This is a genomic window from Azospirillum brasilense (assembly GCF_022023855.1).
GTDB classification, from domain to species: Bacteria; Pseudomonadota; Alphaproteobacteria; order Azospirillales; family Azospirillaceae; genus Azospirillum; species Azospirillum brasilense_F.
Genome location: NZ_CP059452.1, coordinates 287523 through 311086 on the forward strand (window position 1 = coordinate 287523; position 23564 = coordinate 311086).

Genomic DNA, 23564 nt, shown 5'->3' on the forward strand with positions numbered 1-23564 from the left:
CATGAGCGAACTCGGCCTTCTCGCCACGCGGCGCTTCCTGCCGCTGTTCGTGACGCAGTTCCTCGGCGCATTCGGCGACAACGTGCTGCGCGGCGCCATCGCGGTCCTGGCCGTCTATGGCATGGCGGGGACGGCGGGCGACGGCGCGCTGATCTCGACGCTCGCCGCGGCGGCCTTCACCGTGCCCTTCCTGCTCTTCTCGGCGACCGCCGGCCAACTGGCCGACCGCTTCGACCGCACGCTGATCGCCCGCGCCGTGAAGGTGGCGGAGATCGGCCTGATGGCGATCGCCGCCTGGGGCATCATGCGCGCCGACCTCGGCGTGCTGATCGCCGCGCTGGTCGGCATGGGCGCCCACTCCACCGTCTTCGGGCCGGTCAAGTATGGCCTGCTCCCCGATTTGCTGAAGCCGGAGGAGCTGACCGCCGGCAACGGTCTGGTGGAGGCCGGGACCTTCGTGGCGATCCTGCTGGGCACCATCGCCGGCGGTTCGCTCGCTCTGGCCCACCCGCTGGCGCTTCCGGGACTGCTCGGGGCAACGGCGCTGGGCGGGCTGGCGGCGTCGCTGCTGATTCCGCGGGCCGGCAACGCCGACCGGACGGTGCGCGTCGGGCTGAACCCGGTGTCGGTCACCCTGCGCGTGCTGCGCGCCACCGCGCAGGACCGCGTGTCGATGCGGGCCATCTATGGCATCTCCGTCTTCTGGGGCGTCGGCGCGGTCGTCATGGCGCAGTTCCCGGCCATCGCGCGGGAGACGCTGGGGACGGACAGCGAGGGGGCGACCCTGCTGCTGGCGGTCTTCGCTGTCGGCGTGGCGGTCGGCTCGGTCTATGCCGGGCTGGGGCACCGGGTGCCGTCGCGCTCCGACGCGCGCCGCGCCGCCCTGGCGGGCCTCGTCGCGGCTGTGGCCGGGGCGGCGCTGCCTTTCCTGACGCCCGACGTTCCGTCGGCGGCGCCGCTGTCGGCGCTGGCGCTGCTGGCCCAGCCCTGGGCGATGCCGCTGCTGGCCGACCTGTTCCTGATCGCCGCGGCGGGCGGCGCCTTCGCCGTGCCGCTCTACGCGCTGATCCAGCATCGCGCGGCGGCCTCGGCCCGCGCCCGGGTGATCGCGGCGGCCAACGTGGTCAACGCGCTGTTCATGGTGGTCGGCTCGGGCATCGCGGCGGCCATGTTGGCGCTGGGCATCACGCCGTTGACCGTCGCCGCCTGGGGCGGAGCGAGCATGCTGGCCGCCGTCGTCCTGGCGCTCGCCATCGACGCGGTGGGCCTGGGACGGGCGCTGGCCCGCGCCTTCTTCCGGCTGGCCTTCCGCGTCGAACTGCGCGGAGCCGAGCATCTGGAGCGGCTGGAGGGGGCGGCGGTCGTCACGCCGAACCACCAGTCCTTCCTGGACGGCGCCCTGCTGGCCGCCTTCCTGCCGGGGATGCGCTTCGCCGTGGACAGCTTCATCGCGCAGCAGGCCTGGGCCAAGCCCTTCCTGGCGCTGGCCGACCATGTGACCATCGACCCGACCAAGCCGATGGGCACACGCCTGCTCGCCCGCACCCTGGCCGAGGGCCACAAGATCTGCATCTTCCCGGAGGGGCGGATCACCGTCACCGGCTCGCTGATGAAGATCAACGGCGGTCCCGGCATGCTGGCCGACAAGGCGGGCTGCCCCATCGTGCCGGTCTGCATCGAGGGGGCGCAGCGCTCCATCCTGTCGCGGATGCACGGGCGGCTGCGGCTGGGGCTGTTCCCGCGGATCACCATCACGGTCATGCCGCCGGTCGCCACCCCGGACGTGACCGGGCTGGCCGGCAAGAAGCGGCGGGCGGCGCTGAAGTCCTGGCTGTCGCGCGTCATGACGGAAACCGTCTTCGCCGCCGGGCAGCGGCCCGACACGCTGGCGCTCGCCCTGCTGGAGGCCGGGCGGAAGACCGGCTGGGGCAAGGCGGCGGTGCAGGACGGCGACTTCACCACACTGTCCTACCGCGCCCTGACCGCGCGTTCCCTGGTGCTCGGCCGCATCCTGGCCCGCGGAACCGAACCGGGGGAGGCGGTGGGCGTGCTGCTGCCGACCGCCTCGCCGACCGCGGCGGTGTTTTTCGGACTGGCGGCCTATGGGCGGCCGGCGGCGATGCTGAATTTCACCGCCGGGGCGGAGGCCGTGAAGGCGGCCTGCCGCGCCGCCAGGCTGCGCCGCATCGTCACCTCGGCCCGCTTCGTGGAGATGGGGCGGCTCGGCCCGCTGGTCGAGGCGCTGGCCGCCGAGCACAGCATCGTCTATCTGGAGGACGTGAAGCGCGGGCTGGGCATCGGCGACAAGCTGCGGGCGCTGGCCGCCTCGGTGGCGCCGGAGCGCTTCCTGCCCCCGCAGGGCCAGCCGGACGACGTGGCGGCGATCCTCTTCACCTCGGGGTCGGAGGGGCCTCCCAAGGGCGTGGCGCTGACCCACGACAATCTGCTCGCCAACATGGCTCAGGTGGCCTCGGTCGTCGACTTCACGCGGCAGGACGTGGTGTTCAACTGCCTGCCGGTCTTCCACTCCTTCGGGCTGCTCGGCGGGATGCTGCTGCCGATCCTGAACGGGGTGAAGACGGTGCTTTACCCCAACCCGCGCCACGTCCGGCTGATCCCGGAGCTGGTCTACCAGACCAACGCCACCGTGCTGTTCGGCACGGACTTCTTCCTGAACGCCTGGGCGCGGGCGGCGGACCCCTACGATTTCCGCTCGCTGCGGCTGGTCTTTGCCGGGGCCGAGCGGTTGCAGGAGGAGACGCGCCGCACCTACACGGAACGGCTGCGGGTGCATCTGCTGGAAGGCTATGGCACCACCGAAACCGCCCCGGTGATCGCCGTCAACACGCCGGCCCGCTTCCGCCCCGGCACGGTCGGGCAGGCCCTGCCCGGCATCGAGACGGAGCTGCTTCCGGTCCCCGGCGTGCCGGTGGGCGGGCGGCTGCGGGTGCGCGGGCCGAACGTCATGAAGGGCTACATGCGCGCCGACAACCCCGGCGTGGTGGAGCCGCCAGAGGACGGCTGGCACGACACCGGCGACATCGTGGACATCGACGCCGACGGCTTCATCCGCATCGTCGGGCGCGTCAAGCGCTTCGCCAAGGTGGCCGGTGAGATGGTCCCGCTGGGGCTGGTCGAGGAATTGGCGCTCCAGGCCGAACCGGACGCCGCCCACGCCGCCATCGCCCTGCCGGACGCCCGGCGCGGCGAGCGGATCGTCCTGGTCACCGCCGGCACCGGTCTGACGCGCGACGCGCTGGCGTCGGCGGCCAAGGCCAAGGGAGCGCCGGAGATCGCCATTCCCCGCGACGTGCTGCGGGTGGAGACGATCCCCCTGCTCGGCACCGGCAAGACCGATTACCCCGCCGTCAGCCGGCTGGCCGCGGAAATGCTGGCGAGAGAGACGGCCTGACGAACGGTGAGGTCAGGGGCGGCAGGCGACGTGCAGCCCCTTGCCCACCGGGAAGATGGTCGTGCCGAAGCCGGGCAGGGCCTCCACCGCCGCGATGTAGCCGGCGATCTCCTGCGGGTGGGACAGGGCGTTGTCGGCGAGCAGCAGGCAATCCGGCTCCAGCTTCGGCAGCAGGAGGCGAAGCTGCTCCGGGGCGCTCCAGCGGTCGGCGTCGAAGAACACGCAGTCGAAGGGGCCGTCCAGCCCGGCCACCGTCTCCGTCGCGTCGCCGACCAGCAGGTTGACGCGGCTGGCCAGCCCGGCGCGTTCCAGGTTGGTGGCGGCCTGGGCGCTCTTGCCCGGATCGCGTTCGATGCTGGTCAGCGGGTCGGTGGCGCCGATGGCCTGCAACGCCGCGGCGAGCCACAAGGTGCTGACGCCGTTGGAGGTGCCGATCTCCAGCACCCGGCGCCGCCGGCCGCTGCGCACCAGGATGTGCAGAAGCTCCGCCGTCTCGCGCTCCAGATTCAGCATCTTGCGGGCGCGGTCGCCCTCGCGCGCGTCGTTGTCGCGCCCATAGCTCTCAAGATCGCGGAGCACGCGGTCGACGGCGTCATCCAGCAGCATGGTGTTGGTCCCGGTGGCGGAGGTAGGGCCAAGACCCTGCGCCGAGTGTGGCCGTGGGGTCAATAGAAAGCCCTCTCCCGCCATGTTGCAGGAGAGGGCTTTGCGGTTGGAGCGGTCACGCCGCTTGGTTGAGCTGCTCGGCGCGTTGCGGAGCGATCTTCAGGCGGGTGGCGAGGTAGGTGAGATAGGCGCGTTCCGCCTCATGCTCACGGTCCACCGCCATCAGCGAGGCCAAGTAGACCTGCTCCGCCATGTCCGGATCGGTGACGGAGCGGACCAGCGAGTCGAGCGACTGCGGCTGGGACAGTTCGCGCTCGACGATCTCCCGTTCCTCCGCCCCGCCGCCGGCCTCGTCCAGGGCGGACATGACGCGCTGGCGCTCGGCCGGGGAAATCTCGCCGTCGGCGTTGGCGGCGGCGATCATGGCGCGGATCAGCAGCAGGGCGTGCTGGTCCTCCATGGCGAGTTCGGGAAAGGCGCCCTCGCCGGCGCCCGCCGGGGCGGCGTCGGGCGGGGGAGCGGTGCGCTGCTGGAAGACCTGGGACAGCCGCTCGCCCAGCGATCCGCCGCCGGAAGCGCCGGCCCCGCCGAGGATGCCGCCGAGGATTCCCCCCGGCGTGTTGCCCGAACCGGACGGCGGCGCCCCCCATGGGCTGGTCCCCGGCTGCCCGGAGCGGGCCGGCGTCTGTCCGGAGGAAGGCTGCGCGGAGGGCGGCATATTCTGCTGCCGCTCCTGATAGGCGCGGTAGGCGAGGTAGGCCAGCGCGCCCAGCCCGGCCATGGGGCCGACGCCCATGCCGCTACGGGCGTGCATCGCCGATCCTGAGCCCATCCCCGACCGGTTCAGGATCGACCCCAGATCCTGCGGGCTCCTGCGGCTGTGCCCTCCCATGCCGGTGGCCAGAAGGGTGCCGAGGATGTTCTGAAGATTCGCCATGGCGCGCCTCTCTCCTAATCGGTGTCCGTGTCGATGCAGCTTTGCGCCTCATCAACAGACGAAAGGGATTGGCGTCACGGCACAGCTAAGGGTGCCAATGATGGGCCTGGCCGGCCGATCCCTCTTCTATGACGGCTTCTATGCCAGAGGTGGGGTGGCTTTCGAACAGGCTGTGCAGGACACTGACTTCCGCTATCGTGGCGCGCATCAGAGCGCAGCAAGCGCCGACGCCCGCCGTTGGCGGGCGGCATTTTGGAGGAGACGCCCATGACCTTCGACCGGACTGCGGAACCACCCCCGCTGGACTTGTCGCCGACGCCGTACGCTCCGCCGCTACCGGCCGCTCCGGCCTGCGGGTCGCTGTGGAACGATTATCTTCACCGCCTGCTGGGCACTGCGCACGGCTGCCTCGCCGCGAACGACGACGAATCCGATCCGGAGCCCGCCTGCTGCTGCGCCGCCGGATGATGCCGTGAAACCATGACCGGGAGCGGTCGGGTGCCCGTCAGCGGGCGCCCGCCGCCTCGATGATCACCGCCGCCACCGCGTCGGGCCGGGAGGCGTGCGGGATGTGGCTGGCCCCGACCTCCACCGTCCGCGCGCCGATGCGCTCGGCGGTCGCCCGCAGGAAGGCCGGAGGAAGCATCCGGTCCTCGCTGGCGACAATGTACCAAGACGGCTTGTGCTCCCACGCCGCAGCGGTCACCCGCGTGCGGAAGCAGCCGGCATGGACCGGCCCCTGCGTCGCGGCCAGCAGCGCCGCCTCCGCCGCCGGCACATCCTGGGCGAAGTTCGCTGCCAGACTTTCCGCCGACAAATGCAGATAGCCCGCACGGTCCATCGACACGCTGGACAGGCCCGGCGAGGGCGGGAAAGGCTTCAGCGTGTCGTTTGGCGACTGGCCGATCCCCGGCGCGAAGGCCGCCACATAGACCAGCGCCTTCACCTTGTCCTGATTCCCGATCTGGGTGATCACCGCCCCGCCCCAGGAATGGCCGACCAGCACCACTGGCCCTTTGGTGCGGTCGATGGCGCGCTGGACGTGGGCGACATCCTCGTCCAGCGAGGTCAGCGGATTCTGCACGGCGATCGCCTCCAGCCCCTGGGCCTGGAGCAGGGGGATCACGCGGCTCCAGGCGGAGCCGTCCGCGAAGGCGCCGTGGACGAGGATGACGGAAGTGGCGACCGGGTCCATGGACCGATTCCCGTGACAGTGACCGACCCTATCCTCTGAGCACGCCCGCGCCCGCCTGTCCAGCGTGGAGCCTCCGCTTTTCCTCCCTGCGGAAAAGCCGCCCGGACTCTGGGGTCAAACGGTGTCTTGCTGCGGAGCGGGATGAAAATTTCCCAAAATCGACCTTGAAGCTAAGATTGTTCTGGGATACGGTATACCAACAGTGAGTCGGGGCGATTGTCCACCCCTTCCGCCAAGCCAATCCGTCCGTATCGCCAGCCCGAGCCCTTGAGGTGAGCCATGGTCAAGACCCTTTCCGCCGTCCGTTCCGGAAGCCGTCCGAACGCCGTCCGCGGTGTCGACGATGCCGTTCCCGCCGGCGTCGTGGTCGCCCTGCGCCCCGATCATCGGCCGTCCGATCATCGCCTTTCTGATCATCGGCAGCGGGCCGCGGTGCTGGCGGCGACCACCGGCGGGCGCGGCCCGCGCATGGACATGCTGACGATCACCCACAGCCGGGGGCCGGCGGAGGATCGCGGGGCGGAACTCATCCACATCGACGGCCCCTATGCGGACGTTCTGGCCTACATCGCCGACTCGCCGGAGTGTGTGGTCTGCTTCGACACGCTGCACGGCGGCATGGCCCGCGCGCAATTGTCCGTGCCCTGACATTGTCCGTGCGCTGAGTGGGCGCCGGGTCCTGCTGGAGAGCGAACCGATGAACGCTTGTATGATGATTGATTGTATGACGACGCCCTTCTCCGGGCAGGAACTGGCTTCCGCGATCATCGCGGCGGCGCTGTCGCTCCCATCGGCCAATGGCCGACTCCATCTGCCCAACGGTGCCGTGCTGTGCGACCCGGCAGCGCTGGAGCGGGAATTCGCGCTGGCCGCGCAGGGGCTGTCCCACTGGCTGGCGCAGAACGAGCCGCACATCGCCGAGGCCGCACGGGCCAGCCGGTTGAAGATCGGGGCCGGAGTCATCCGCGCCGCCGTGGCGACCCTGGATCACGCCGGGCGGCGTTGCGGCGAATTGAGCAACCGCGGGGAGCGGGCGCTGTCCATCGATTTCAGCGCCGTCTGCGACCGGGTTCAGGAGCGTCCGGGCCTGATCGCCCAGACGGTGGCCGCCGCCGCCGCCGGCCACACCAGCCACGCCGTCGCCGCCTGAGGACGGCGACCGCCGAAGGTTGGACGTTAAAGCAGGGTGTGCTCGACCAGGATCTTGGTGCCGATGGCGAGCAGGCCGAGGCCGCCGATCAGTTCCGCCCGGCGGCCCAGCAGCGGGCCGGCGGCCCGGCCCAGCAGGACGCCGCCGAAGCCCATCAGGAAGGTGACCACGCCGATCAGGCTGGCGGTCACCGCGATGTTCACGTCCGCCATGGCGAGGCCGACCCCCACCGCGCTGGCGTCGATGCTGGTCGCCACCGCCACAGTCAGCAGGGCCAGCCAGCCCGAGCGGGCGGCGGCAGCCTCGTCGTCCTCTTCCCCGGCGAGCGCGTTCCGGATCATCGAGCCGCCGATCAGCAGCAGCAGGCCGAAGGCGATCCAGTGATCCACCGCCTGGACAAAGCCGGCGAAGGCCGAACCCACCGCCCAGCCGATGGAGGCCATCGACAGCTGGCAGAGGCCAAAGGCGAAACCGACCCGCAACGCCTCGGACAGGCCGGGACGCTTCTGAACGGCGCCACGGCCCAACGCCGCGGCGAAGCTGTCCATGGAAAGGCTGACGGCGAGGACGAGGGAGGTCACACCGAGCATGGCAACGAACTCCGGCCAAACGGACACGACAGCACGGCTACCCCCGGTTGGCCTTCGGGAGCGTCCGCACCATCGGTCTTGCCGAACCGGCCGGACTCTGTCCGGCTGCCGCGTGCGCCACGGGACCGCCTGAGGCAGGATGATCCCGAGTCTGTTGGCGCACGCCCCTCTCGCTAGAGGGTGGCTACTCCCCAATGACGGGGCGGACCCTAACGCCGGAGAGTCTGGGTGTCAATCTATATGAACAGCTGTTCATATATATTTGAATCGCTCTAATAAGGATGGGCCGCGCTCCGCCGCGGGTGAGGCATGGTGCAGCGCAGAACGATTTGTTAAGAGCCTCTGACGCTTTTATTCCGCTGCGGTTCGTTGGGGTACGAAACGCTCGGATTCAATGGGCATCATTGGGCGCGGGGGTTCGCCATGGGGTTGCTGACGGGGGTCGGCTCGCTGTCGCTTTCGGGCAAGACGGTGTCGCTGTGTGTCGGTGGGCTGGTCGTATTGACGAGCGCCACCTTCGCTGTCAACGAAACGTTGCTGAGCCGCTACGCGGAGCGCATGGCGGTCGAGCGGCAGGAAACGAACATGCGCGTCGCCTGGGACGTGCTGAACCAGTACGGGAGCGACATCAGCGTTCGCGACGGCACGCTGTATGCCGGCGACCGGGCTCTGAACGGTTTCTTCGAGCCGGTGGACCGGGTGAAGACGCTGGTCGGCGGCACCGCCACGCTGTTCATGGGCGACACGCGGGTCACCACCAACGTCCAGAAGCCGGACGGCGGGCGCGCCGTCGGCACCAAGCTGGCCAAGGGACCGGTCTATGATTCGGTGCTGGTCCGGGGCGAGCCGTACCGCGGGCAGGCCGACATCCTGGGCGTTCCCTTCTACACCGCCTACGACCCGATCAAGGACCGCGCGGGCAAGGTGGTCGGCGTGCTCTATGTCGGCGTGCCGAGGGCAGAATTCTTCGCCCCGATCCGCGACACCCAGACGATGATCGGCGGGCTGGGCGCCGTGGTGACGCTGCTGGTGGCCGGCGGCAGTCTGCTGCTGTCGCGGCGCATCTTCCGCCCGCTGTCCGCCATGCGCGGCGCCATGGAGCGGCTGGCGACGGGAAACCTGTCGGTCGAGATCCCGGCGCTCGGCCGCAAGGACGAGATCGGCGGCATGGCCCGGGCGCTGAGCGTCTTCAAGGAGAACGCACAGCGGGTCGCCCGGCTCGACGCCGCCCAGGCGGAGGAGCGCGCCCGCGCCGAGCGGGACCGCCGCGACGCGCTGGAGTCGGTCGCCCGCAACTTCGAAGGGACGATGCTGAGCGTCGTCGAGACGCTGAGCGCCACCACGGCCCAGCTTGAATCCAACGCCCAGCGCCTGCATGGCATCGCCGAGAGCAGCAGCGGGCAGGCCGCCGCGGTCAGCGGTGCGGCGGGCGAGGCCAGTGACGACGTGCGGACCGTGGCCGGCGCGACTGAGGAGCTGACGGCCTCCATCGTCGAGGTGTCCCGTCAGATTGACGAGTCCTCCCGCATGGTCCGCAACGCGGTGGAGGAGGTGGAGCGCACCAACCACACGGTCGAAGGGCTCGCCGCCGCCGCCGGCAAGATCGGGGAGGTGGTGACGCTGATCCAGAGCATCGCCGCGCAGACCAACCTGCTGGCGCTCAACGCGACCATCGAGGCGGCGCGGGCGGGGGAGGCCGGCAAGGGCTTTGCTGTCGTCGCCAACGAGGTGAAGGGGCTCGCCAACCAGACCGCCAAGGCGACCGACGAGATCGCCCAGCAGGTCGCGGAGATCCAGGCGGTGACCGGCAGTGCGGTGACGGCTATCGGCGGCATCGGGCGCACGGTGGTCGCGGTCAACGATCTGGTCGGCCGCATCGCCGGTTCCGCCGACCGCCAGAACGCCACCACCGGTGAGATCGCCCGCAGCGTCCAGCGCGCCGCCGACCGCACGTCGGAGGTGACCCACAGCGTCCGCGACGTGTCGGCCTCCGCGCACGAGACCGGCACCATGGCGTCGGAGGTGCGCTCCGCCGCCGCCGACCTCGGTCGGCAGGCGCTGGCCCTGCGCGAGCAGGCCGGCGCGTTCCTGCGGCAGATCCGCTCGGCCTGAAGAAAGGGTTCCGCCCGTGTTCCGCAACCCGCGTTCGCTGCTGTTCGTGTTCTTCTTCGCGTCCCTGGCGGCGTTGCTGGTCTTCAGCGGCGACCCGCCGGACGGTGGGCGGACCGACGCGAACCGGGATTTCCTGGCGGCCTGCGAGGCCAGCCCCTTCGCCGCGCAGAACACCGGCTCCACCGAGGCGGCGGTGCGGGTGTGCTCCTGCATCCTGTCCTGGCACCGCAAGGAGGGCGAGGCCACCGGCCGGCCGCTTCCCGCTGCGCTCTATGGCGGGGAGGGGGGAGCCGGCGCCGCGGCGGTGGCGGTGGACGAGCGGGCGCGGGCCTCCTGCCTGTCCGGGCGCGTGACGCCCTGATCATCGGAGACCCGCTTTTTTGAGAATCGTCCGCAGGACGGGGCGGCCGGGGCTTTTCCTTCGGCCCTGCCGCACCCATCCTATGGCGCTATGAGCACGCACGATACCCGCAATCCCTGCACGAAGCTCTGCCGCTACGACGCGGCGGACCGCTGCATGGGCTGCTTCCGCACCCGCGCGGAGGTGAGGCACTGGAAACGCCTGCCGGACGAGACGAAGGCGGCGATCAACGCCCGCATCGCCGCGCGCGGCGGCACCGTCTCCAAGAAGGACGGCAAGCGGGCGAAGAAGCTCGACAAGAAAATCCGCAAGCTGGATGCGAAGCTTGCCACCCTGCGCGCCCGCCGGTTGGAACTGGAGGGAGCGGTCGTCAAAGCGGCGGAGTGAACACCGCCTCAACCGATCCCGGCGTGCCGTTCCACATACAGCAGCAGGGCGGGATAATAGTGCCTCTGTGACGCCGTCAGTTCCTGGCAGTAACGGCGGGCCATGCCGTTGGAAAGCCAAGCATCAAGCTCGCCGTTCTCGCGTTTCTGGGCGATGACGCGGTCGATCTTGTCCATGATCTTGTGGATCACGTCCGTTCCTTTTCGGGTGTTGATTTGCCATGGGAGGGGCAGGCGCCGCAGAGGCAGCGCCGTCGATTGCCCGTTCAATATGAACCTCGGAGCGGTGGTGAGCTGCGCATTATGGGCATGCCTGCGTACCGCATTGCACAAAAGTCCGTCTGCGCCACCCGGTCCGCGCGCGGGTCTGCCCTTCGCAGGCGCTCGTTGACCAGCTTCCCGGCGCCGTCCCATTCTGCACGTCGAAGGAAGAAAAACGGGGAGGACGTGCGGTGGGGATGGCGGTGGACCGCCGCGCCGCCGCAGCCATCATCATGACCGCTATCGCCATGACCGAACGCCGTGCGGAGCTGGACGGCGGCGCCTCCGCCACGCTGGTCCTGCTCTGCCTGCTCTGGGGCTTGCAGCAGGTCGCCATCAAGGTCGCCATGACCGGATTCTCGCCGGTGCTCCAGGGCGGGTTGCGCTCGCTGGGCGCGCTGGCGCTGCTGTGGGCCTGGGCGGCGTTGCGCGGCATGCGCCTGTTCGAGCGGGACGGCACGCTGGGGCTGGGCCTGCTGGCCGGTGCACTGTTCGCCGGCGAATTCCTGCTGATCTACACCGGGCTGTCCTACACCACGGTGTCGCGCAGCATCCTGTTCCTCTACACAGCACCCTTCCTAGTGTCGGTCGGCGCGCATCTGCTGCTGCCTGGGGAGCGGATGCGCGGCGTACAGGCGGCCGGGCTGGCCTGCGCCTTCGTCGGGGTGGCGGTGGCCTTTGCCGACGGGCTGCGCCTGCCGACGAACCGCGAGATGATCGGCGACCTGATGGTGCTGGCGGCGGCGGTGCTGTGGGCGGCCACCACCCTGGTCATCAAGGGCAGCAAGCTGGTCCGCGCCAGCTCGACCAAGGTGCTGTTCTACCAGCTCGCCGTGTCCGGGGCGGTGATGCCGATGGCCTCGCTTCTGATGGGCGAGGCGGGGGTGACCGCGCCCGGCCCGCTGGCCCTGGCCTGCCTCGCCTTCCAGATCGTGGTGGTGGCCTTCGCCTCCTACCTCGCCTGGTTCTGGCTGGTCGCCCGTTACCCGGCGGCCCGCCTGTCGGCCTTCACCTTCCTGACGCCGCTGTTCGGCGTGCTGTCCGGCGCCCTGCTGCTGGGCGAGCGGGTCAGCGCGAGCCTCGCCGCGGCGATGCTGCTGGTCTGCGTCGGCATCTGGCTGGTGAACCGCCGCGCGCCCGCCGCGGGCGCCTAGAAAGACGGGAACCGGCCCGGCCGCCATCGGTTGGCTCTGCTGTCCCAGCACAAGCAGCGGAGCCGGTTTCATCATGGATTTGAACGGAAAAGTCGCCCTTATCACCGGGGCCGGGTCGGGCATCGGCAAGGCGTCCGCCACCCTGTTCGCCGGCGCCGGGGCAAGCGTCGGCGTGCTCAGCCGTACCGAGGACGAGATCCGCAAGACGGCGGAGGAGATCACCGCGGCGGGCGGCAAGGCCATCCCCCTGGTCGCCGACGTCGCCGACAGCGAGGCCGTGAAGCGGGCGGTGGACCGGCTGGTCCAGGAATACGGGCGGCTGGACATCGTCTTCGCCAACGCCGGGATCAACGGCGTCTGGGCGCCCATCGACGAGCTGACTCCGGAGGAATGGGACCGCACCATCAACATCAACCTGCGCGGCACCTACCTGACGCTGCACCACGCGGTGCCGCATCTGAAGAAGGCGGGCGGCGGGTCGGTGCTGGTGACCGCCTCGATCAACGGCACGCGGGTGTTCAGCAACGCCGGCGCCACCGCCTATTCCTGCACCAAGGCCGCGCAGGTCGCCATGGTCCAGATGCTGGCGCTGGAACTGGCCAAGCACCGCATCCGCGTCAACGCCATCTGTCCGGGGATGATCGACACCGCGATCCAGGACAACACCCAGGCGCGCAACACCGAGAAGGCCGAAGAGGCCGCCGAGTATCCGGACGGCGAAATTCCGCTGACCCGCGGCAAGCCGGGCAGCAGCGCTGACGTGGCGGAACTGGCGCTGTTCCTGGCGTCGGACCGGTCGAAGCACATCACCGGCACCCCCGTCTGGATCGACGGCGCCGAGTCCCTGCTGATCGGCTGAGGGACCGCTCATGGCGGACAGCTTCATGGCGGACGGCTTCGCGTGGTGGCAGAGCGGGGTGATCTATCAGGTCTACCCGCGCTCCTTCCAGGATTCGAACGGCGACGGGGTGGGCGACCTGCCGGGCATCCTGGCCCGGCTTGACCATCTCCAAGCGCTCGGGGTGGACGCACTGTGGGTGTCTCCGATCTACCCGTCGCCGATGGCCGATTTCGGCTACGACGTGTCGGACTACACGGGCGTCCACCCGCTGTTCGGGACGATGGAGGATTTCGACCGGCTGCTGGCGGAGTTGCACCGCCGGGGGATGAGGCTGATCCTGGATTTCGTGCCCAACCACAGCTCCGACCGGCACCCGTGGTTCCAGGCCAGCCGCTCATCCCGCAGCGATCCCAAGCGGGACTGGTACATCTGGCGCGACCCGGCCCCGGATGGCGGCCCCCCCAACAACTGGCTGTCGGAGTTCGGCGGCGCCGCCTGGGAATGGGACGCGGCGACCGGCCAATACTATTACCACGCCTATCTGAAGGAGCAGCCGGATCTCAACTGGCGCAACCCGGCGCTGCACGACGCCATGCTCGACGCGTTGCGCGTCTGGTTCGACCGCGGGGTGGACGGCTTCCGGGTGGACGCCATCCATCACCTGATCAAGGACGCGCGGTTCCGCGACAACCCGCCGAACCCCGGCTGGCGGGAGGGCATGTCGCCCGTGCGGCGGGTGATCCGCCTCCACACCGTGGACCAGCCGGAGGTGCACGACGCCATCGCCGCCATGCGCCGGGTGGCGGACGGGTACGGCCCCGACCGGCTGCTGATCGGCGAGGCCTATCTGCCCATCGACCAGCTCATGGCCTATTACGGCGCCGACCTGACGGGCTTTCAGCTTCCCTTCAACTTCCATCTGCTGTCCACCCCGTGGGAGGCGAAGGCGCTGGCCGCGCTGATCCGCACCTACGAGGCCGCCCTGCCGTCCGGCGGCTGGCCGAACTGGGTGCTCGGCAACCACGACCGCTCCCGCGTGGCGAGCCGGCTGGGTGCGGGGCAGGCGCGGGTGGCGGCCATGCTCCTGCTGACCCTGCGCGGCACGCCGACGCTCTACCAGGGCGACGAGATCGGGATGACCGACGTGCCCATTCCGCCGGACCGCGTGCAGGACCCCTGGGAGAAGAACATCCCCGGCCTGGGGCTGGGCCGCGATCCGGTGCGCACGCCGATCCCCTGGGACGGCAGCCCGCAGGGCGGTTTCACGACGGGCGAGCCCTGGCTGCCGCTCGGTCCCGACCATGACCGGGTGAACGTCGCGGCGCAGGCGGCCGACCCGTCCTCCATGTTGGCACTGCACCGCGCCCTTCTGGCTCTGCGGAGGGCGGAGCCGGCCTTGTCGGTCGGGCGCTACGAGCCGGTGTCGGCAGAGAACGACATCCTGTCCTATGAGCGCCGCCATGGAACCGGCCGCTTCCGCATCCTGCTGAACCTGTCGGCCGGGGAGCGGACGGTGGACGCGGTGCCGGACGCTGCCCATATCCGGCTGTCCACCCATCTCGACCGCGGTGGGGAGCCGGTGTCCGGCGCCCTGCGCCTGCGGCCCGACGAGGGGGTGGTGATCGGCTTCAACGACAAGGGAAAGGGTGGGGAATGAGCGGGGACGTGAAGAACAACGCGGCCAAGAACCGTTACGAGCTGACCGTGGGCGACGCCACCGCGGTGGTGGAGTACGAAAAGCGCGACGGGGCCATCGTCTTCACCCACACGGAGGTTCCGGAGAGCATGGCCGGGCAGGGCATCGGCTCCGCGCTCGCGCGCGGCGCGCTGGAGGACGCGCGTTCCAGCGGGCAGAAGGTTGTGCCGGTCTGCCCCTTCGTGGCCAAATACATCCAGCGCCACCCGGAGTACCAGGATCTGGTCGTCGCGGAGGGCGGACCATCGACGTGAGGCGTTCGCCGTGAAACGGATTCTCCTGGCCGCCGGCCTGCTGTTTCTTCTGCCGGCGGCGGGCCGGGCCGCCACGCTGGAGCTGGACTTCGCCGCCTATGGCGGCGGCGTCTCCCTGGCGCGCGGCAGCGTCGTGTTGACGGAGGAGGCGGAGGGAGGCGCCAGCCGCTACCGGGCGGCCTTGGAGGCAGAGGCGGTGCCCTGGCTCGGCCTCTTCACCAATTTCCGCTACCACGCCGAGTCCGCTGGGCGGCTGGAGGCCGGTGCCGCCCAGCCGGACCGTTTCCGCGGCGAGCGCCGGCTGCGCCGCAAGCAGGACATCATGACGCTGTCCTTCGGCCCCGACGGGGTGGATGTGACGGCCGATCCCCCGCTCAGCCCCGACAAGGCGGCGCGGGTGCCGCCAGACAGCCGCCGGGGCAGCATCGATCCATTGAGCGCCGGGGCGGCGGTGATCCTGACCGCCAGCCGGGCGGGCGGCTGCGGCGGACGCTACCCCGTCTATGACGGGCGGCGCCGCTACGACATCATCATGACACCGCAGGGCGAAGGCGACCTGCCGTCGTCGCGCTACCGCATCGCCACCGGAACGGCGGAGGTCTGCGCGGTCACCGTCCGCCCGGTTGCCGGCTTCCAGGGCGACCGCGACCGGGACCGCTTCTTCGCCGAGGGGGTGGAACGCAAGGCGACGGTGTGGTTCGCCCGTGCGCCGGAGAGTGGGCGTGTCGTTCCCGTGACGGTGGAGGTGCCGACCGACACCATGACGGTGCTCGTCCACACCGTCGGCGTGAAGGCCGGCCTGTAACCGGAGTTACGGATTCGCGGCGAGGCGCCACTGGCCGTCGTCGCCGCGGCAGGCGGTGCCGGTGGCGGACTCCTGGCGGCCCTCGATGGTCACCTTGTGCTGGAACTCCTTGCACTCCCGCCCGGCGGAATCGCGCCCGGCGCGGATCGGGGTGATGGTGCCGCTGGTGTTCGTGCTGTCCGGGCTGTTCCAGCGGATGGTCTGGCCGACTGGCGCGTCCAGCGCGCGGGTCTCCGCGCTCTGCGCCGCGTTGCGGCTGCCCGGGCTCAACTGCTCCATCAGATAGCCGCCGGCGAAGTAGCCGAGCAGGCCACCGGCGCCGATGGCCAGCAGGTTGCCGCTGCCCTTGCCGATCTGCGACCCGGCGAGCGCCCCGACGGCGGCCCCGCCGAGTTTGCCCAGCAGGTCGTTGTCGATGCCGAAGGTCGTGTTGCCGCCGCTGCTCTGCGGGTTGGTTTGGGTCGGCGCGCCGTAACCGCCCTGGGTGAACACCTGCGCCGCGGCCGGCGCGGCGGTCAGGGGCAGGGCGACGGACAGGCCAAGGCACAGGACCGAGGCGAAGCGAATCCCGGACAGGCGGACAGCGGACACGTCGGCTACTCCTTTATTGCAACGCGATGGTCATCTGAACACCACGGCCCCGCTCACGGTTGAGGCAAAAGGGCGACAATGACCTTCGACGAAGATGGCAACAGTCAGGCGCGCTTCAACTCCGGGAAGGCATCCGCCACGCTGCCATCCAGCGCCTTTCGGACGGCGCGGGCGAGGTCGCGGTCGCGGTAGGGCTTGATCAGGAATTCCGCCCCCGGCCCCTCGCCCGTCAGCCCTCCGGCCACGCCATGGGCGTAGCCGGAGGCGTAGAGCGCCTTCAGGGCGGGATGGCGCCGCTGCGCCTCCTGGGCCAACTCCAGCCCGTTCATGCCGCCCGGCATCACCACGTCGGTGAACAGCAGGTCCACCCGCGGCTCCCCGGCCAGCACGGCCAACGCCTCCGGCCCGTTCTCCGCCTCGACCACGGTGTAGCCCAGATCCTGAAGGGTCAGCACGGCGACCTGACGCACGTCGCGGTCGTCGTCCACCACCAGGATCACCTCGCCCTGGCCGGGCAGCGGACCGCTGTCCTCGGTCTCCTCGGACGCCTTCGCCTGATGGACAGCCGCCGGGGCGCAGGGCAGATGGAGGTGGAAGGAGGTGCCGCGTCCCGGCTCGCTCTCCACCCGGATCAGCCCGCCCGACTGCTTCACGAAGCCGTGGATCATGCTGAGCCCCAGCCCGGTGCCTTTGCCGATCTCCTTGGTGGTGAAGAAGGGTTCGAAGGCGCGGGCCAGAACCTCCGGCGGCATGCCGCAGCCGGTGTCGCTCACGGTCATCCGCACATAGCGTCCGGGGCGCAACTCCGCATCCCCCTCTTCGGCCTCCACCATCGCGGTGGCGATGGTCAGTCTTCCGCCCGCCGGCATGGCGTCGCGCGCGTTGATGACGAGGTTCAGCAGGGCCGATTCCGCCTGAGTGCGGTCCACCAGAGCCGGGCAGAGGGACGGCGCGCTGTCGATCTCGACGGTGATCGCCGAGCCCAGAGTGCGCTCCATCAACTCGCCCATGTTGCGGACCAGCGCCTCCATGTCCACGCTCTCGGGGTGGAGCTGCTGGCGCCGCGCGAAGGCGAGCAGCCGCCGCGTCAGGTCGGAGCAGCGCAGCGACGCCTGAAGGGCCATCTCCACCCGCCGCGCCGCCTTGGGGTCGTCGAAGGCCATGCGGCCCAGCCGCTCCAGGCTGCCGATGACCACGGTCAGCATGTTGTTGAAGTCGTGGGCGATGCCCCCGGTCAACTGGCCGATGGTCTCCATCTTCTGGACATGGGCGAGCTGGAGCTGAAGCTCCCGCGTGTCGGTGACGTCCAGCACCGTGCCGCAGAGCTCCGGCGACCGCCCGCCCTCGCCCGGCAACAGCATGGCCTTCTCCAGGAGCGTGCGGTACTGCCCGTCGGCGGCGCGCCAGCGGTATTCGACGGTGGACACGCCGCCCTGCCGCATCGCGTCGAACTGGACGGCGGCGCGCTCGCGGTCGTCCGGGTGCAGGCGCGATTCCCAGAAACCGCCGTCCGTCAGGAAGCGTTCAGCGGGGAAGCCGAACAGCGCCTCGACATTCTCGGTGACATAGCGGAAGGGCGTGCCGCGCTCCGGCCCGGCGGTGTAGAGCAGGATCGGCAGGGAGCGGGCGATCATCGCCTGCCGCTCCTCCGATCGGCGGAGCGCCTGTTCGGCCTCCAGCTTCTCGGCCCGCACGCGGTAGTTCTCGGCCATCAGCCGCTCGCGCAATGCTGCTTGGCGCTTGACCTCCTCCGTCTTGCGGTACAGTTCGACGAATACAGTGACCTTGCTGCGCAGGATGACCGGGTCCACCGGCTTGAACATGTAGTCGACCGCCCCCGCGGAATAGCCGCGGAAGATGTGCATCTCGTCCTTGTTGATGGCGGTCAGGAACAGGATGGGGATGTGCCGCGACTTGCGGCGGTTGCGGATCAACTCCGCCGTCTCGTAGCCGTCCATGCCGGGCATGTGGACGTCCATCAGGATCGCCGCGAAGTCCTGGTCGAGCACGCGCTTCAGCGCCTCCTCGCCGGAGCGGGCGAGGATCACCGTGGCGTCGAGGTCGGCCAGGGTCTCCCGCATCGCCAGCAGGTTCCGCGGATCGTCGTCCACGACGAGCACGCGGACCTCCGGCGGCGGCAGGGTGGCGTCCTCGATCTCGGTGATGCTGGGAATCTGGGTGTGGGGCATGGGCTTCTCCTCACTCCCGTCCGGCGTTGTGGCCTACGGCGGGGCCGTCGTCCTGCCGGCGTCCGGCCCAGACCCGCAGCAGCGACAGCAGGTGGTCGATGTCCACCGGCTTGGCGAGATAGTCGGTCGCTCCCGCCTCGATGCACTTCTCGCGGTCGCCCTTCATCGCCTTGGCGGTGACGGCGATCACCGGAAGGCCGCGCCCGGCTGCGGTGGCGCGGATTTCCCGGATGGTCTGATAGCCGTCCATCAGCGGCATCATGATGTCCACCAGCGCCACGTCGAGGTCGGGGTGCGCCTTCAGCAGGTCCAGCCCCTCCGGCCCGCTCTCGGCGTGCAGCACCGTCATGTCGTGGGCCTCCAGGACGCTGGCAAGCGAGAAGATGTTGCGGAAATCGTCGTCCACGATCAGCGCCTTGCGGCCCGCCAGCACTGGGTCGCGCTGGCGGATCTGGTCGAGCGCGTTGCGCTTGTCGTCGGGCAGCCGGTCCACCGCCCGGTGCAGGAACAGCGCCGTCTCGTCGAGCAGCGAGTCCGCGGAATGGACGCTGCGCAGCACCACCGTTTCGGCCAGCCGGCGCAGCCGCGCCTCATCCTCCGGCGCGATGGCGTCGCTGACATAGGCGACGACCGGCATCCAGGCGGTGGAATCACGGGTGCGCAGGCTGTCGATCAGCTCAAAATCGCTGGGCTGGGGGATGGTCAGGTCGAGCACCATGCAGTCGAACCGCTCGTGCGCCAGCAGGGCGCGGGCGGCCTCGGCGGAGGTGACGGTGCTGATGTCGATGTCGTCACCGCCCCCGCCCCCGACGCCCTTGTCGTGGTCGATCAGGCCGGCGATGCCGCCGGTCTCCGGGTTGGGAACCTTCTCGACGATCAGCAGCCGGCGCTGGTGGCGCTCCACGAAGCCCTTGACCTTGGCGAGTGCCGCGAAGATCGCCTCGCGGTCGGCCGGCTTCTCGGTGTAGTCGAAGGCGCCCATGGCGAGGCCGCGGCGCCGCTCCTCCTTGGCGGAGATGACGTGGACCGGGATGTGGCGGGTGTGCGGATCGCGCTTCAGCAGGTCGAGCAGCGCCCAGCCGTCGATGTCCGGCAGGCCGATGTCCAGCATCACCGCGTCCGGCCGGTATTTGCGGGCCATCGGCATAGCCGGGCTTCCGGCGTGGGAAAGGATCGCCTTGAAGCCCTTCTCCCGCGCCAGATCGACCAGGATCGAGGCGAACTTCACGTCGTCCTCGACGATCAGAACCACCGGATCGCCGGGGCGGATGCGCTCGCGGTCGTCGGCGACGGGGTGGTGCTGCGGCAGCGCCAGCCGCTCCTCCGGCCCCGGCACCACGATGGGCCGCGTCGGCGTCGGGAAGGGCGCCAGCTTCGGCGCCGGGTCGCCGTAACGGGCGATGTCGAACTCCATCGGCACGTAGAGCGTGAAGGCGCTGCCCGCCCCGGACTCGCTCTGCACGCGGATCTCGCCGCCGAGCAGGCGGGCGATCTCGCGGCTGATCGACAGGCCGAGGCCGGTGCCGCCGTATTTGCGGCTGGTCGTTCCGTCGGCCTGCTGGAACGCCTCGAAGATGATGCGCTGCTTGTTCTCGGGAATGCCGATGCCGGTGTCGACGACGGTGAAGGCCAGCACCCCCTCCGCCGCATTCAGCACGGGGTGGGCAGCGCTCCAGCCCTCGCCGGCCAGCCCGACCCGGAAGGTGACGCCGCCGGTCTCGGTGAACTTGAAGGCGTTGGACAGCAGGTTGTTCAGCACCTGCTCCAGCCGCTTCTGGTCGGTCTGGATGGCCGCGGGCAGCGGCGGGGTCATGTCGATGTCGAAGCGCAGCCCCTTCTCCTCGGCGAGCTGGGCGAAGGTGCGCTCGACATGGCCGCGCAGGTCGTCCAGCACCACCGCGCCGATCTCCAGCGTGACCGTGCCGGATTCGATCTTCGACAGGTCGAGGATGTCGTTGATGAGGTTCAGCAGGTCGGACCCGGCGGCGTTGATGGTGCGGGCGAACTCCACCTGCCGGGGGGTCAGGTTGTGGTCGCCGTTGTCCGACAGCAGCTTGGACAGGATCAGCAGGCTGTTCAGCGGGGTGCGCAGCTCATGGCTCATGTTCGCCAGGAACTGCGACTTGTATTTGGAGGTGAGGGAGAGCTGCTCCGCCTTCTCCTCCAGCGCCTCGTTGGTCTGGCGCAGCTTTTCCTGCTGGGCCATCAGCAGCTCCTCCGACTGGCGGAGCGAGGCGGCCTGATGCTCCAGCCGCTCGTTGGTGGTCTTCAGCTCCTCCTGCTGGCTCTGCAGCTCGGCGGTCAGGCGCTGCGACTGCTTGAGCAGCCCTTCGGTCCGCATGTTGGTGGCGATGGTGTTGAGGACGATCCCGATGCTTTCCGTCAGCTGCTCCAGGAAGGAGCGGTGCGTCTCGCTGAAATGGCCGAAGGAGGCCAGCTCAAGCACGGCGTTCACCTCGTTCTCGAACAGCACGGGCAGGACGATGATGTTGAGCGGCGCCGCCTCGCCGAGGCCGGAGCTGATGCGCACATAGTCCTTCGGCACGTTGGTCAGCAGGATCGGCTTTTTCTCGTGGGCGCACTGGCCGACCAGTCCCTGTTTCAGCGTGAAGCGGGTGCCCAGCCCGTCGCGCTCCTTCAGGGCGTAGCTGGCGACCAGATCGAGGACCGGCTCGTCGCCCTCTCGGCTGGTGACGTAGAAGACGCCGTGCTGGGCGTTCACCAGCGGCGCGATCTCCGACAGGATCATGTTGGTGACGGTCACCAGATCGCGCTCGCCCTGGAGCATTCGGGTGAATTTGGCGATGTTGGTCTTCAGCCAGTCCTGTTCCGCGTTCTTCTGCGTCGTGTCGCGCAGGTTGCGGATCATCTCGTTGATGTTGTCCTTCAGGGAGGCCACCTCGCCCGACGCCTCGACGGCGATGGAGCGGGTGAGGTCGCCCTTGGTCACCGCGGTCGCTACCTCGGCGATGGCGCGGACCTGGGTGGTCAGGTTGGCGGCGAGCTGGTTCACGTTGTCGGTCAGGTCGCCCCACACGCCGGTGGCGCCGGGGACCTTCGCCTGCCCGCCCAGCTTGCCTTCGATGCCGACCTCGCGCGCCACGTTGGTGACCTGATCGGCGAAGATGGCCAGCGTCTCGATCACGCCGTTGATGGTGTCGGCCAGCGCCGCGATCTCGCCGCGCGCCGCGACGGTCAGCTTGCGCTTCAGGTTGCCCTCGGCGACCGCCGTCACGACCTCGGCGATGCCGCGCACCTGACCGGTCAGGTTGGCGGCCATCATGTTGACGTTGTCGGTGAGGTCCTTCCAGGTGCCGGCGACGCCCTTCACTTGGGCCTGTCCGCCCAGCTTCCCTTCGGTGCCGACCTCGCGGGCGACGCGGGTGACCTCGCTGGCGAAGCTGTTGAGCTGGTCGACCATCGTGTTGATGGTGTCCTTCAGCTCCAGGATCTCGCCCTTCACGTCGACTGTGATCTTGCGCGACAGGTCGCCGTTGGCAACGGCCGTGGTCACGTCGGCGATGTTTCGGACCTGATTGGTCAGGTTGCCGGTCAGCAGGTTGACGTTGTCGGTGAGGTCCTTCCAGGTGCCGGCCACACCCTTCACCTGGGCCTGACCGCCCAGCTTGCCCTCGCTGCCGACCTCGCGGGCGACGCGGGTGACTTCCGAGGCGAAGCTGTTGAGCTGGTCGACCATCGTGTTGATGGTGTCCTTCAGCTCCAGGATCTCGCCCCTCACGTCCACGGTGATCTTGCGCGACAGGTCGCCCTTCGCCACCGCCGTGGTGACCTCCGCGATGTTGCGGACCTGGCTGGTCAGGTTGGTGGCCATCGCGTTGACGTTGTCGGTGAGGTCCTTCCAGGTGCCGGCAACGCCCTTCACCTGGGCCTGTCCGCCCAGCTTTCCTTCGGTGCCGACCTCGCGGGCGACGCGGGTGACTTCCGAGGCGAAGCTGTTGAGCTGGTCGACCATCGTGTTGATGGTGTCCTTCAACTCGCGGATTTCGCCCTTCACGTCCACGGTGATCTTGCGCGACAGGTCGCCGTTGGCGACGGCGGTCGTCACGTCGGCGATGTTGCGGACCTGATTGGTCAGGTTGCCGGTCAGCAGGTTGACGTTGTCGGTGAGGTCCTTCCAGGTGCCAGCCACACCCTTCACCTGGGCCTGTCCGCCCAGCTTTCCCTCGCTGCCGACCTCGCGGGCGACGCGGGTGACTTCCGAGGCGAAGCTGTTGAGCTGGTCGACCATCGTGTTGATGGTATCCTTCAGCTCGCGGATTTCGCCCTTCACGTCCACGGTGATCTTGCGCGACAGGTCGCCCTTCGCCACCGCTGTGGTGACGTCGGCGATGTTGCGGACCTGGGCCGTCAGGTTGGCGGCCATCAGGTTGACGTTGTCGGTGAGGTCCTTCCAGGTGCCGGCGACGTCCTTCACCTGGGCCTGTTCGCCCAGCTTGCCTTCGATGCCGACCTCGCGCGCCACCCGCGTCAGCTCCGCCGAGACGGTGACGAGCTGCTCGACCATCCGGTTGACCGTCCGGGCGGTCTGGAGGAAGTCGCCCTGGAGCGGACGCCCGTCGACCTCCAGCGGCATCGACTGCGACAGGTCTCCTTTGGCGACCGCGCCGATGACGCGGGCCATCTCCCGGGTCGGCTGGGTCAGGTCGGCGACCATGGCGTTGACGCTGTCCACGCAGGCGCCCCAGCCGCCCGAGGCAGTGGGCAGGCGCACCCGCTGGCCAATGCGACCCTCCTTGCCGATGGCGACGCTGACCCGGCCGACGTCCTCCACCAGGGCTTCGTTCATCTCCACCACGTCGTTGAAGGCGGCGGCGATCTCGCCGTCCAGCCCATCCAGGTCGAGCGGCAGGCGCACGGAGAAGTCGCCCTTGCGGAACTGGCGCAGCGCGCGCAGGAGAAGCTGGGAAGAAAGCCGGTCGTGAGCGTCGGTCATCGTCATGACGCGAGGGTCCCTAAGAAGTCCAGGCCTGTGTCTCGGGCGTCCCCTCGCGCAGGATCGACGG

20 protein-coding genes and 1 riboswitch are annotated in these 23564 nt (G+C 69.7%); of the genes, 12 read left to right on the top strand and 8 right to left on the bottom strand.

All coding sequences use genetic code 11. The features are described from left to right. Window position 1: 1 nt before the first annotated feature. Entirely contained in the window at window positions 2-3412 is a 3411-nt protein-coding gene (locus H1Q64_RS27865) for an acyl-[ACP]--phospholipid O-acyltransferase (protein ID WP_237907651.1), read from the top strand. Window positions 3413-3424: 12 nt separating this feature from the next. On the opposite strand, the gene H1Q64_RS27870 is transcribed toward H1Q64_RS27865, so the two are convergent. Together H1Q64_RS27870 and H1Q64_RS27875 are read right to left on the bottom strand one after the other, a co-directional pair. After that, window positions 3425-4018, bottom strand: coding sequence for an O-methyltransferase (locus H1Q64_RS27870; RefSeq protein ID WP_237907652.1), 594 nt, complete (start codon window positions 4016-4018; stop codon window positions 3425-3427). Between the two features lie 115 nt (window positions 4019-4133). Beyond that, on the bottom strand, window positions 4134-4955 hold the full coding sequence (locus tag H1Q64_RS27875) for a tellurite resistance TerB family protein (RefSeq protein ID WP_237907653.1): 822 nt from the start codon (window positions 4953-4955) through the stop codon (window positions 4134-4136). A gap of 267 nt (window positions 4956-5222) precedes the next feature. Between H1Q64_RS27875 and H1Q64_RS27880 the strand changes: the two genes are divergently transcribed. Next, on the top strand, window positions 5223-5423 hold the full coding sequence (locus H1Q64_RS27880; RefSeq protein ID WP_237907654.1) for a hypothetical protein: 201 nt from the start codon (window positions 5223-5225) through the stop codon (window positions 5421-5423). Window positions 5424-5460: 37 nt separating this feature from the next. On the opposite strand, the gene H1Q64_RS27885 is transcribed toward H1Q64_RS27880, so the two are convergent. Continuing rightward, window positions 5461-6150, bottom strand: a complete 690-nt coding sequence (locus tag H1Q64_RS27885) for an alpha/beta fold hydrolase (protein ID WP_237907655.1) — start codon at window positions 6148-6150, stop codon at window positions 5461-5463. 279 nt (window positions 6151-6429) lie between these two features. Between H1Q64_RS27885 and H1Q64_RS27890 the strand changes: the two genes are divergently transcribed. Beyond that, entirely contained in the window at window positions 6430-6798 is a 369-nt protein-coding gene (locus H1Q64_RS27890; protein WP_237907656.1) for a hypothetical protein, read from the top strand. Window positions 6799-6874: 76 nt separating this feature from the next. Beyond that, window positions 6875-7300 carry a hypothetical protein gene (locus H1Q64_RS27895; protein ID WP_237907657.1) on the top strand — a complete coding sequence of 142 codons (426 nt, stop codon included), beginning with the start codon at window positions 6875-6877 and terminating at the stop codon, window positions 7298-7300. A 26-nt stretch (window positions 7301-7326) separates the two neighbouring features. Here the strand turns inward: H1Q64_RS27895 and H1Q64_RS27900 are convergent, their stop codons facing one another. After that, a complete protein-coding gene (locus H1Q64_RS27900; RefSeq protein ID WP_114856783.1) occupies window positions 7327-7890 on the bottom strand; it encodes a manganese efflux pump MntP family protein in 564 nt (187 codons plus the stop codon). Between the two features lie 84 nt (window positions 7891-7974). Continuing rightward, a riboswitch (yybP-ykoY riboswitch) is annotated at window positions 7975-8095 on the bottom strand. Between the two features lie 218 nt (window positions 8096-8313). Here H1Q64_RS27900 and H1Q64_RS27905 point away from each other — a divergent pair. The 3 genes from H1Q64_RS27905 to H1Q64_RS27915 all read left to right on the top strand — a co-directional run bounded on the left by H1Q64_RS27905 (window position 8314) and on the right by H1Q64_RS27915 (window position 10750). Beyond that, on the top strand, window positions 8314-10002 hold the full coding sequence (locus H1Q64_RS27905) for a methyl-accepting chemotaxis protein (RefSeq protein WP_237907658.1): 1689 nt from the start codon (window positions 8314-8316) through the stop codon (window positions 10000-10002). Window positions 10003-10018: 16 nt separating this feature from the next. Beyond that, window positions 10019-10363: a hypothetical protein gene (locus H1Q64_RS27910; RefSeq protein ID WP_237907659.1), complete on the top strand. Its 345-nt coding sequence runs from the start codon at window positions 10019-10021 to the stop codon at window positions 10361-10363. Window positions 10364-10453: 90 nt separating this feature from the next. Continuing rightward, a complete protein-coding gene (locus H1Q64_RS27915; RefSeq protein ID WP_237907660.1) occupies window positions 10454-10750 on the top strand; it encodes a DUF1289 domain-containing protein in 297 nt (98 codons plus the stop codon). Window positions 10751-10758: 8 nt separating this feature from the next. Here the strand turns inward: H1Q64_RS27915 and H1Q64_RS27920 are convergent, their stop codons facing one another. Beyond that, window positions 10759-10941, bottom strand: a complete 183-nt coding sequence (locus H1Q64_RS27920; RefSeq protein WP_035680584.1) for a hypothetical protein — start codon at window positions 10939-10941, stop codon at window positions 10759-10761. A 317-nt stretch (window positions 10942-11258) separates the two neighbouring features. On the opposite strand from H1Q64_RS27920, the gene H1Q64_RS27925 reads away from it, so the two are divergent. From H1Q64_RS27925 to H1Q64_RS27945, 5 genes are all read left to right on the top strand, one after another. Next, entirely contained in the window at window positions 11259-12164 is a 906-nt protein-coding gene (locus H1Q64_RS27925; RefSeq protein ID WP_237907716.1) for a DMT family transporter, read from the top strand. 73 nt (window positions 12165-12237) lie between these two features. Continuing rightward, the gene (locus tag H1Q64_RS27930) at window positions 12238-13023 is read left to right on the top strand and encodes an SDR family oxidoreductase (RefSeq protein WP_237907661.1); all 786 of its coding nucleotides are present in this window, start codon (window positions 12238-12240) and stop codon (window positions 13021-13023) included. Between the two features lie 25 nt (window positions 13024-13048). After that, the gene (locus H1Q64_RS27935) at window positions 13049-14662 is read left to right on the top strand and encodes an alpha-amylase family glycosyl hydrolase (RefSeq protein ID WP_237907717.1); all 1614 of its coding nucleotides are present in this window, start codon (window positions 13049-13051) and stop codon (window positions 14660-14662) included. Beyond that, window positions 14659-14955: a GNAT family N-acetyltransferase gene (locus tag H1Q64_RS27940; RefSeq protein WP_014242492.1), complete on the top strand. Its 297-nt coding sequence runs from the start codon at window positions 14659-14661 to the stop codon at window positions 14953-14955. The genes H1Q64_RS27935 and H1Q64_RS27940 overlap by 4 nt, the downstream gene beginning before the upstream one ends. A gap of 10 nt (window positions 14956-14965) precedes the next feature. After that, a complete protein-coding gene (locus tag H1Q64_RS27945) occupies window positions 14966-15760 on the top strand; it encodes a DUF3108 domain-containing protein (protein ID WP_237907662.1) in 795 nt (264 codons plus the stop codon). Window positions 15761-15766: 6 nt separating this feature from the next. On the opposite strand, the gene H1Q64_RS27950 is transcribed toward H1Q64_RS27945, so the two are convergent. The 3 genes from H1Q64_RS27950 to H1Q64_RS27960 form a co-directional block, all read right to left on the bottom strand. Beyond that, window positions 15767-16351 (bottom strand): RT0821/Lpp0805 family surface protein, encoded by a 585-nt coding sequence (locus tag H1Q64_RS27950; RefSeq protein ID WP_237907663.1) that lies wholly within the window; start codon window positions 16349-16351, stop codon window positions 15767-15769. 104 nt (window positions 16352-16455) lie between these two features. Beyond that, window positions 16456-18540: a response regulator gene (locus H1Q64_RS27955; RefSeq protein WP_237907664.1), complete on the bottom strand. Its 2085-nt coding sequence runs from the start codon at window positions 18538-18540 to the stop codon at window positions 16456-16458. Between the two features lie 10 nt (window positions 18541-18550). Then, window positions 18551-23494, bottom strand: coding sequence for a HAMP domain-containing protein (locus H1Q64_RS27960; protein ID WP_237907718.1), 4944 nt, complete (start codon window positions 23492-23494; stop codon window positions 18551-18553). Window positions 23495-23564 lie beyond the last annotated feature (70 nt).

Bases quoted from the DNA above. Each gene is read 5' to 3' on its own strand.
- H1Q64_RS27870 (WP_237907652.1), bottom strand. From the start codon at position 4,018: ATGCTGCTGGATGACGCCGTCGACCGCGTGCTCCGCGATCTTGAGAGC.
- H1Q64_RS27880 (WP_237907654.1), top strand. From the start codon at position 5,223: ATGACCTTCGACCGGACTGCGGAACCACCCCCGCTGGACTTGTCGCCG.
- H1Q64_RS27895 (WP_237907657.1), top strand. From the start codon at position 6,875: ATGACGACGCCCTTCTCCGGGCAGGAACTGGCTTCCGCGATCATCGCG.
- H1Q64_RS27955 (WP_237907664.1), bottom strand. From the start codon at position 18,540: ATGCCCCACACCCAGATTCCCAGCATCACCGAGATCGAGGACGCCACC.
- H1Q64_RS27930 (WP_237907661.1), top strand. From the start codon at position 12,238: ATGGATTTGAACGGAAAAGTCGCCCTTATCACCGGGGCCGGGTCGGGC.
- H1Q64_RS27940 (WP_014242492.1), top strand. From the start codon at position 14,659: ATGAGCGGGGACGTGAAGAACAACGCGGCCAAGAACCGTTACGAGCTG.
- H1Q64_RS27925 (WP_237907716.1), top strand. From the start codon at position 11,259: ATGACCGAACGCCGTGCGGAGCTGGACGGCGGCGCCTCCGCCACGCTG.
- H1Q64_RS27935 (WP_237907717.1), top strand. From the start codon at position 13,049: ATGGCGGACGGCTTCGCGTGGTGGCAGAGCGGGGTGATCTATCAGGTC.
- H1Q64_RS27865 (WP_237907651.1), top strand. From the start codon at position 2: ATGAGCGAACTCGGCCTTCTCGCCACGCGGCGCTTCCTGCCGCTGTTC.
- H1Q64_RS27915 (WP_237907660.1), top strand. From the start codon at position 10,454: ATGAGCACGCACGATACCCGCAATCCCTGCACGAAGCTCTGCCGCTAC.
- H1Q64_RS27900 (WP_114856783.1), bottom strand. From the start codon at position 7,890: ATGCTCGGTGTGACCTCCCTCGTCCTCGCCGTCAGCCTTTCCATGGAC.
- H1Q64_RS27960 (WP_237907718.1), bottom strand. From the start codon at position 23,494: ATGACCGACGCTCACGACCGGCTTTCTTCCCAGCTTCTCCTGCGCGCG.
- H1Q64_RS27875 (WP_237907653.1), bottom strand. From the start codon at position 4,955: ATGGCGAATCTTCAGAACATCCTCGGCACCCTTCTGGCCACCGGCATG.
- H1Q64_RS27905 (WP_237907658.1), top strand. From the start codon at position 8,314: ATGGGGTTGCTGACGGGGGTCGGCTCGCTGTCGCTTTCGGGCAAGACG.
- H1Q64_RS27885 (WP_237907655.1), bottom strand. From the start codon at position 6,150: ATGGACCCGGTCGCCACTTCCGTCATCCTCGTCCACGGCGCCTTCGCG.
- H1Q64_RS27890 (WP_237907656.1), top strand. From the start codon at position 6,430: ATGGTCAAGACCCTTTCCGCCGTCCGTTCCGGAAGCCGTCCGAACGCC.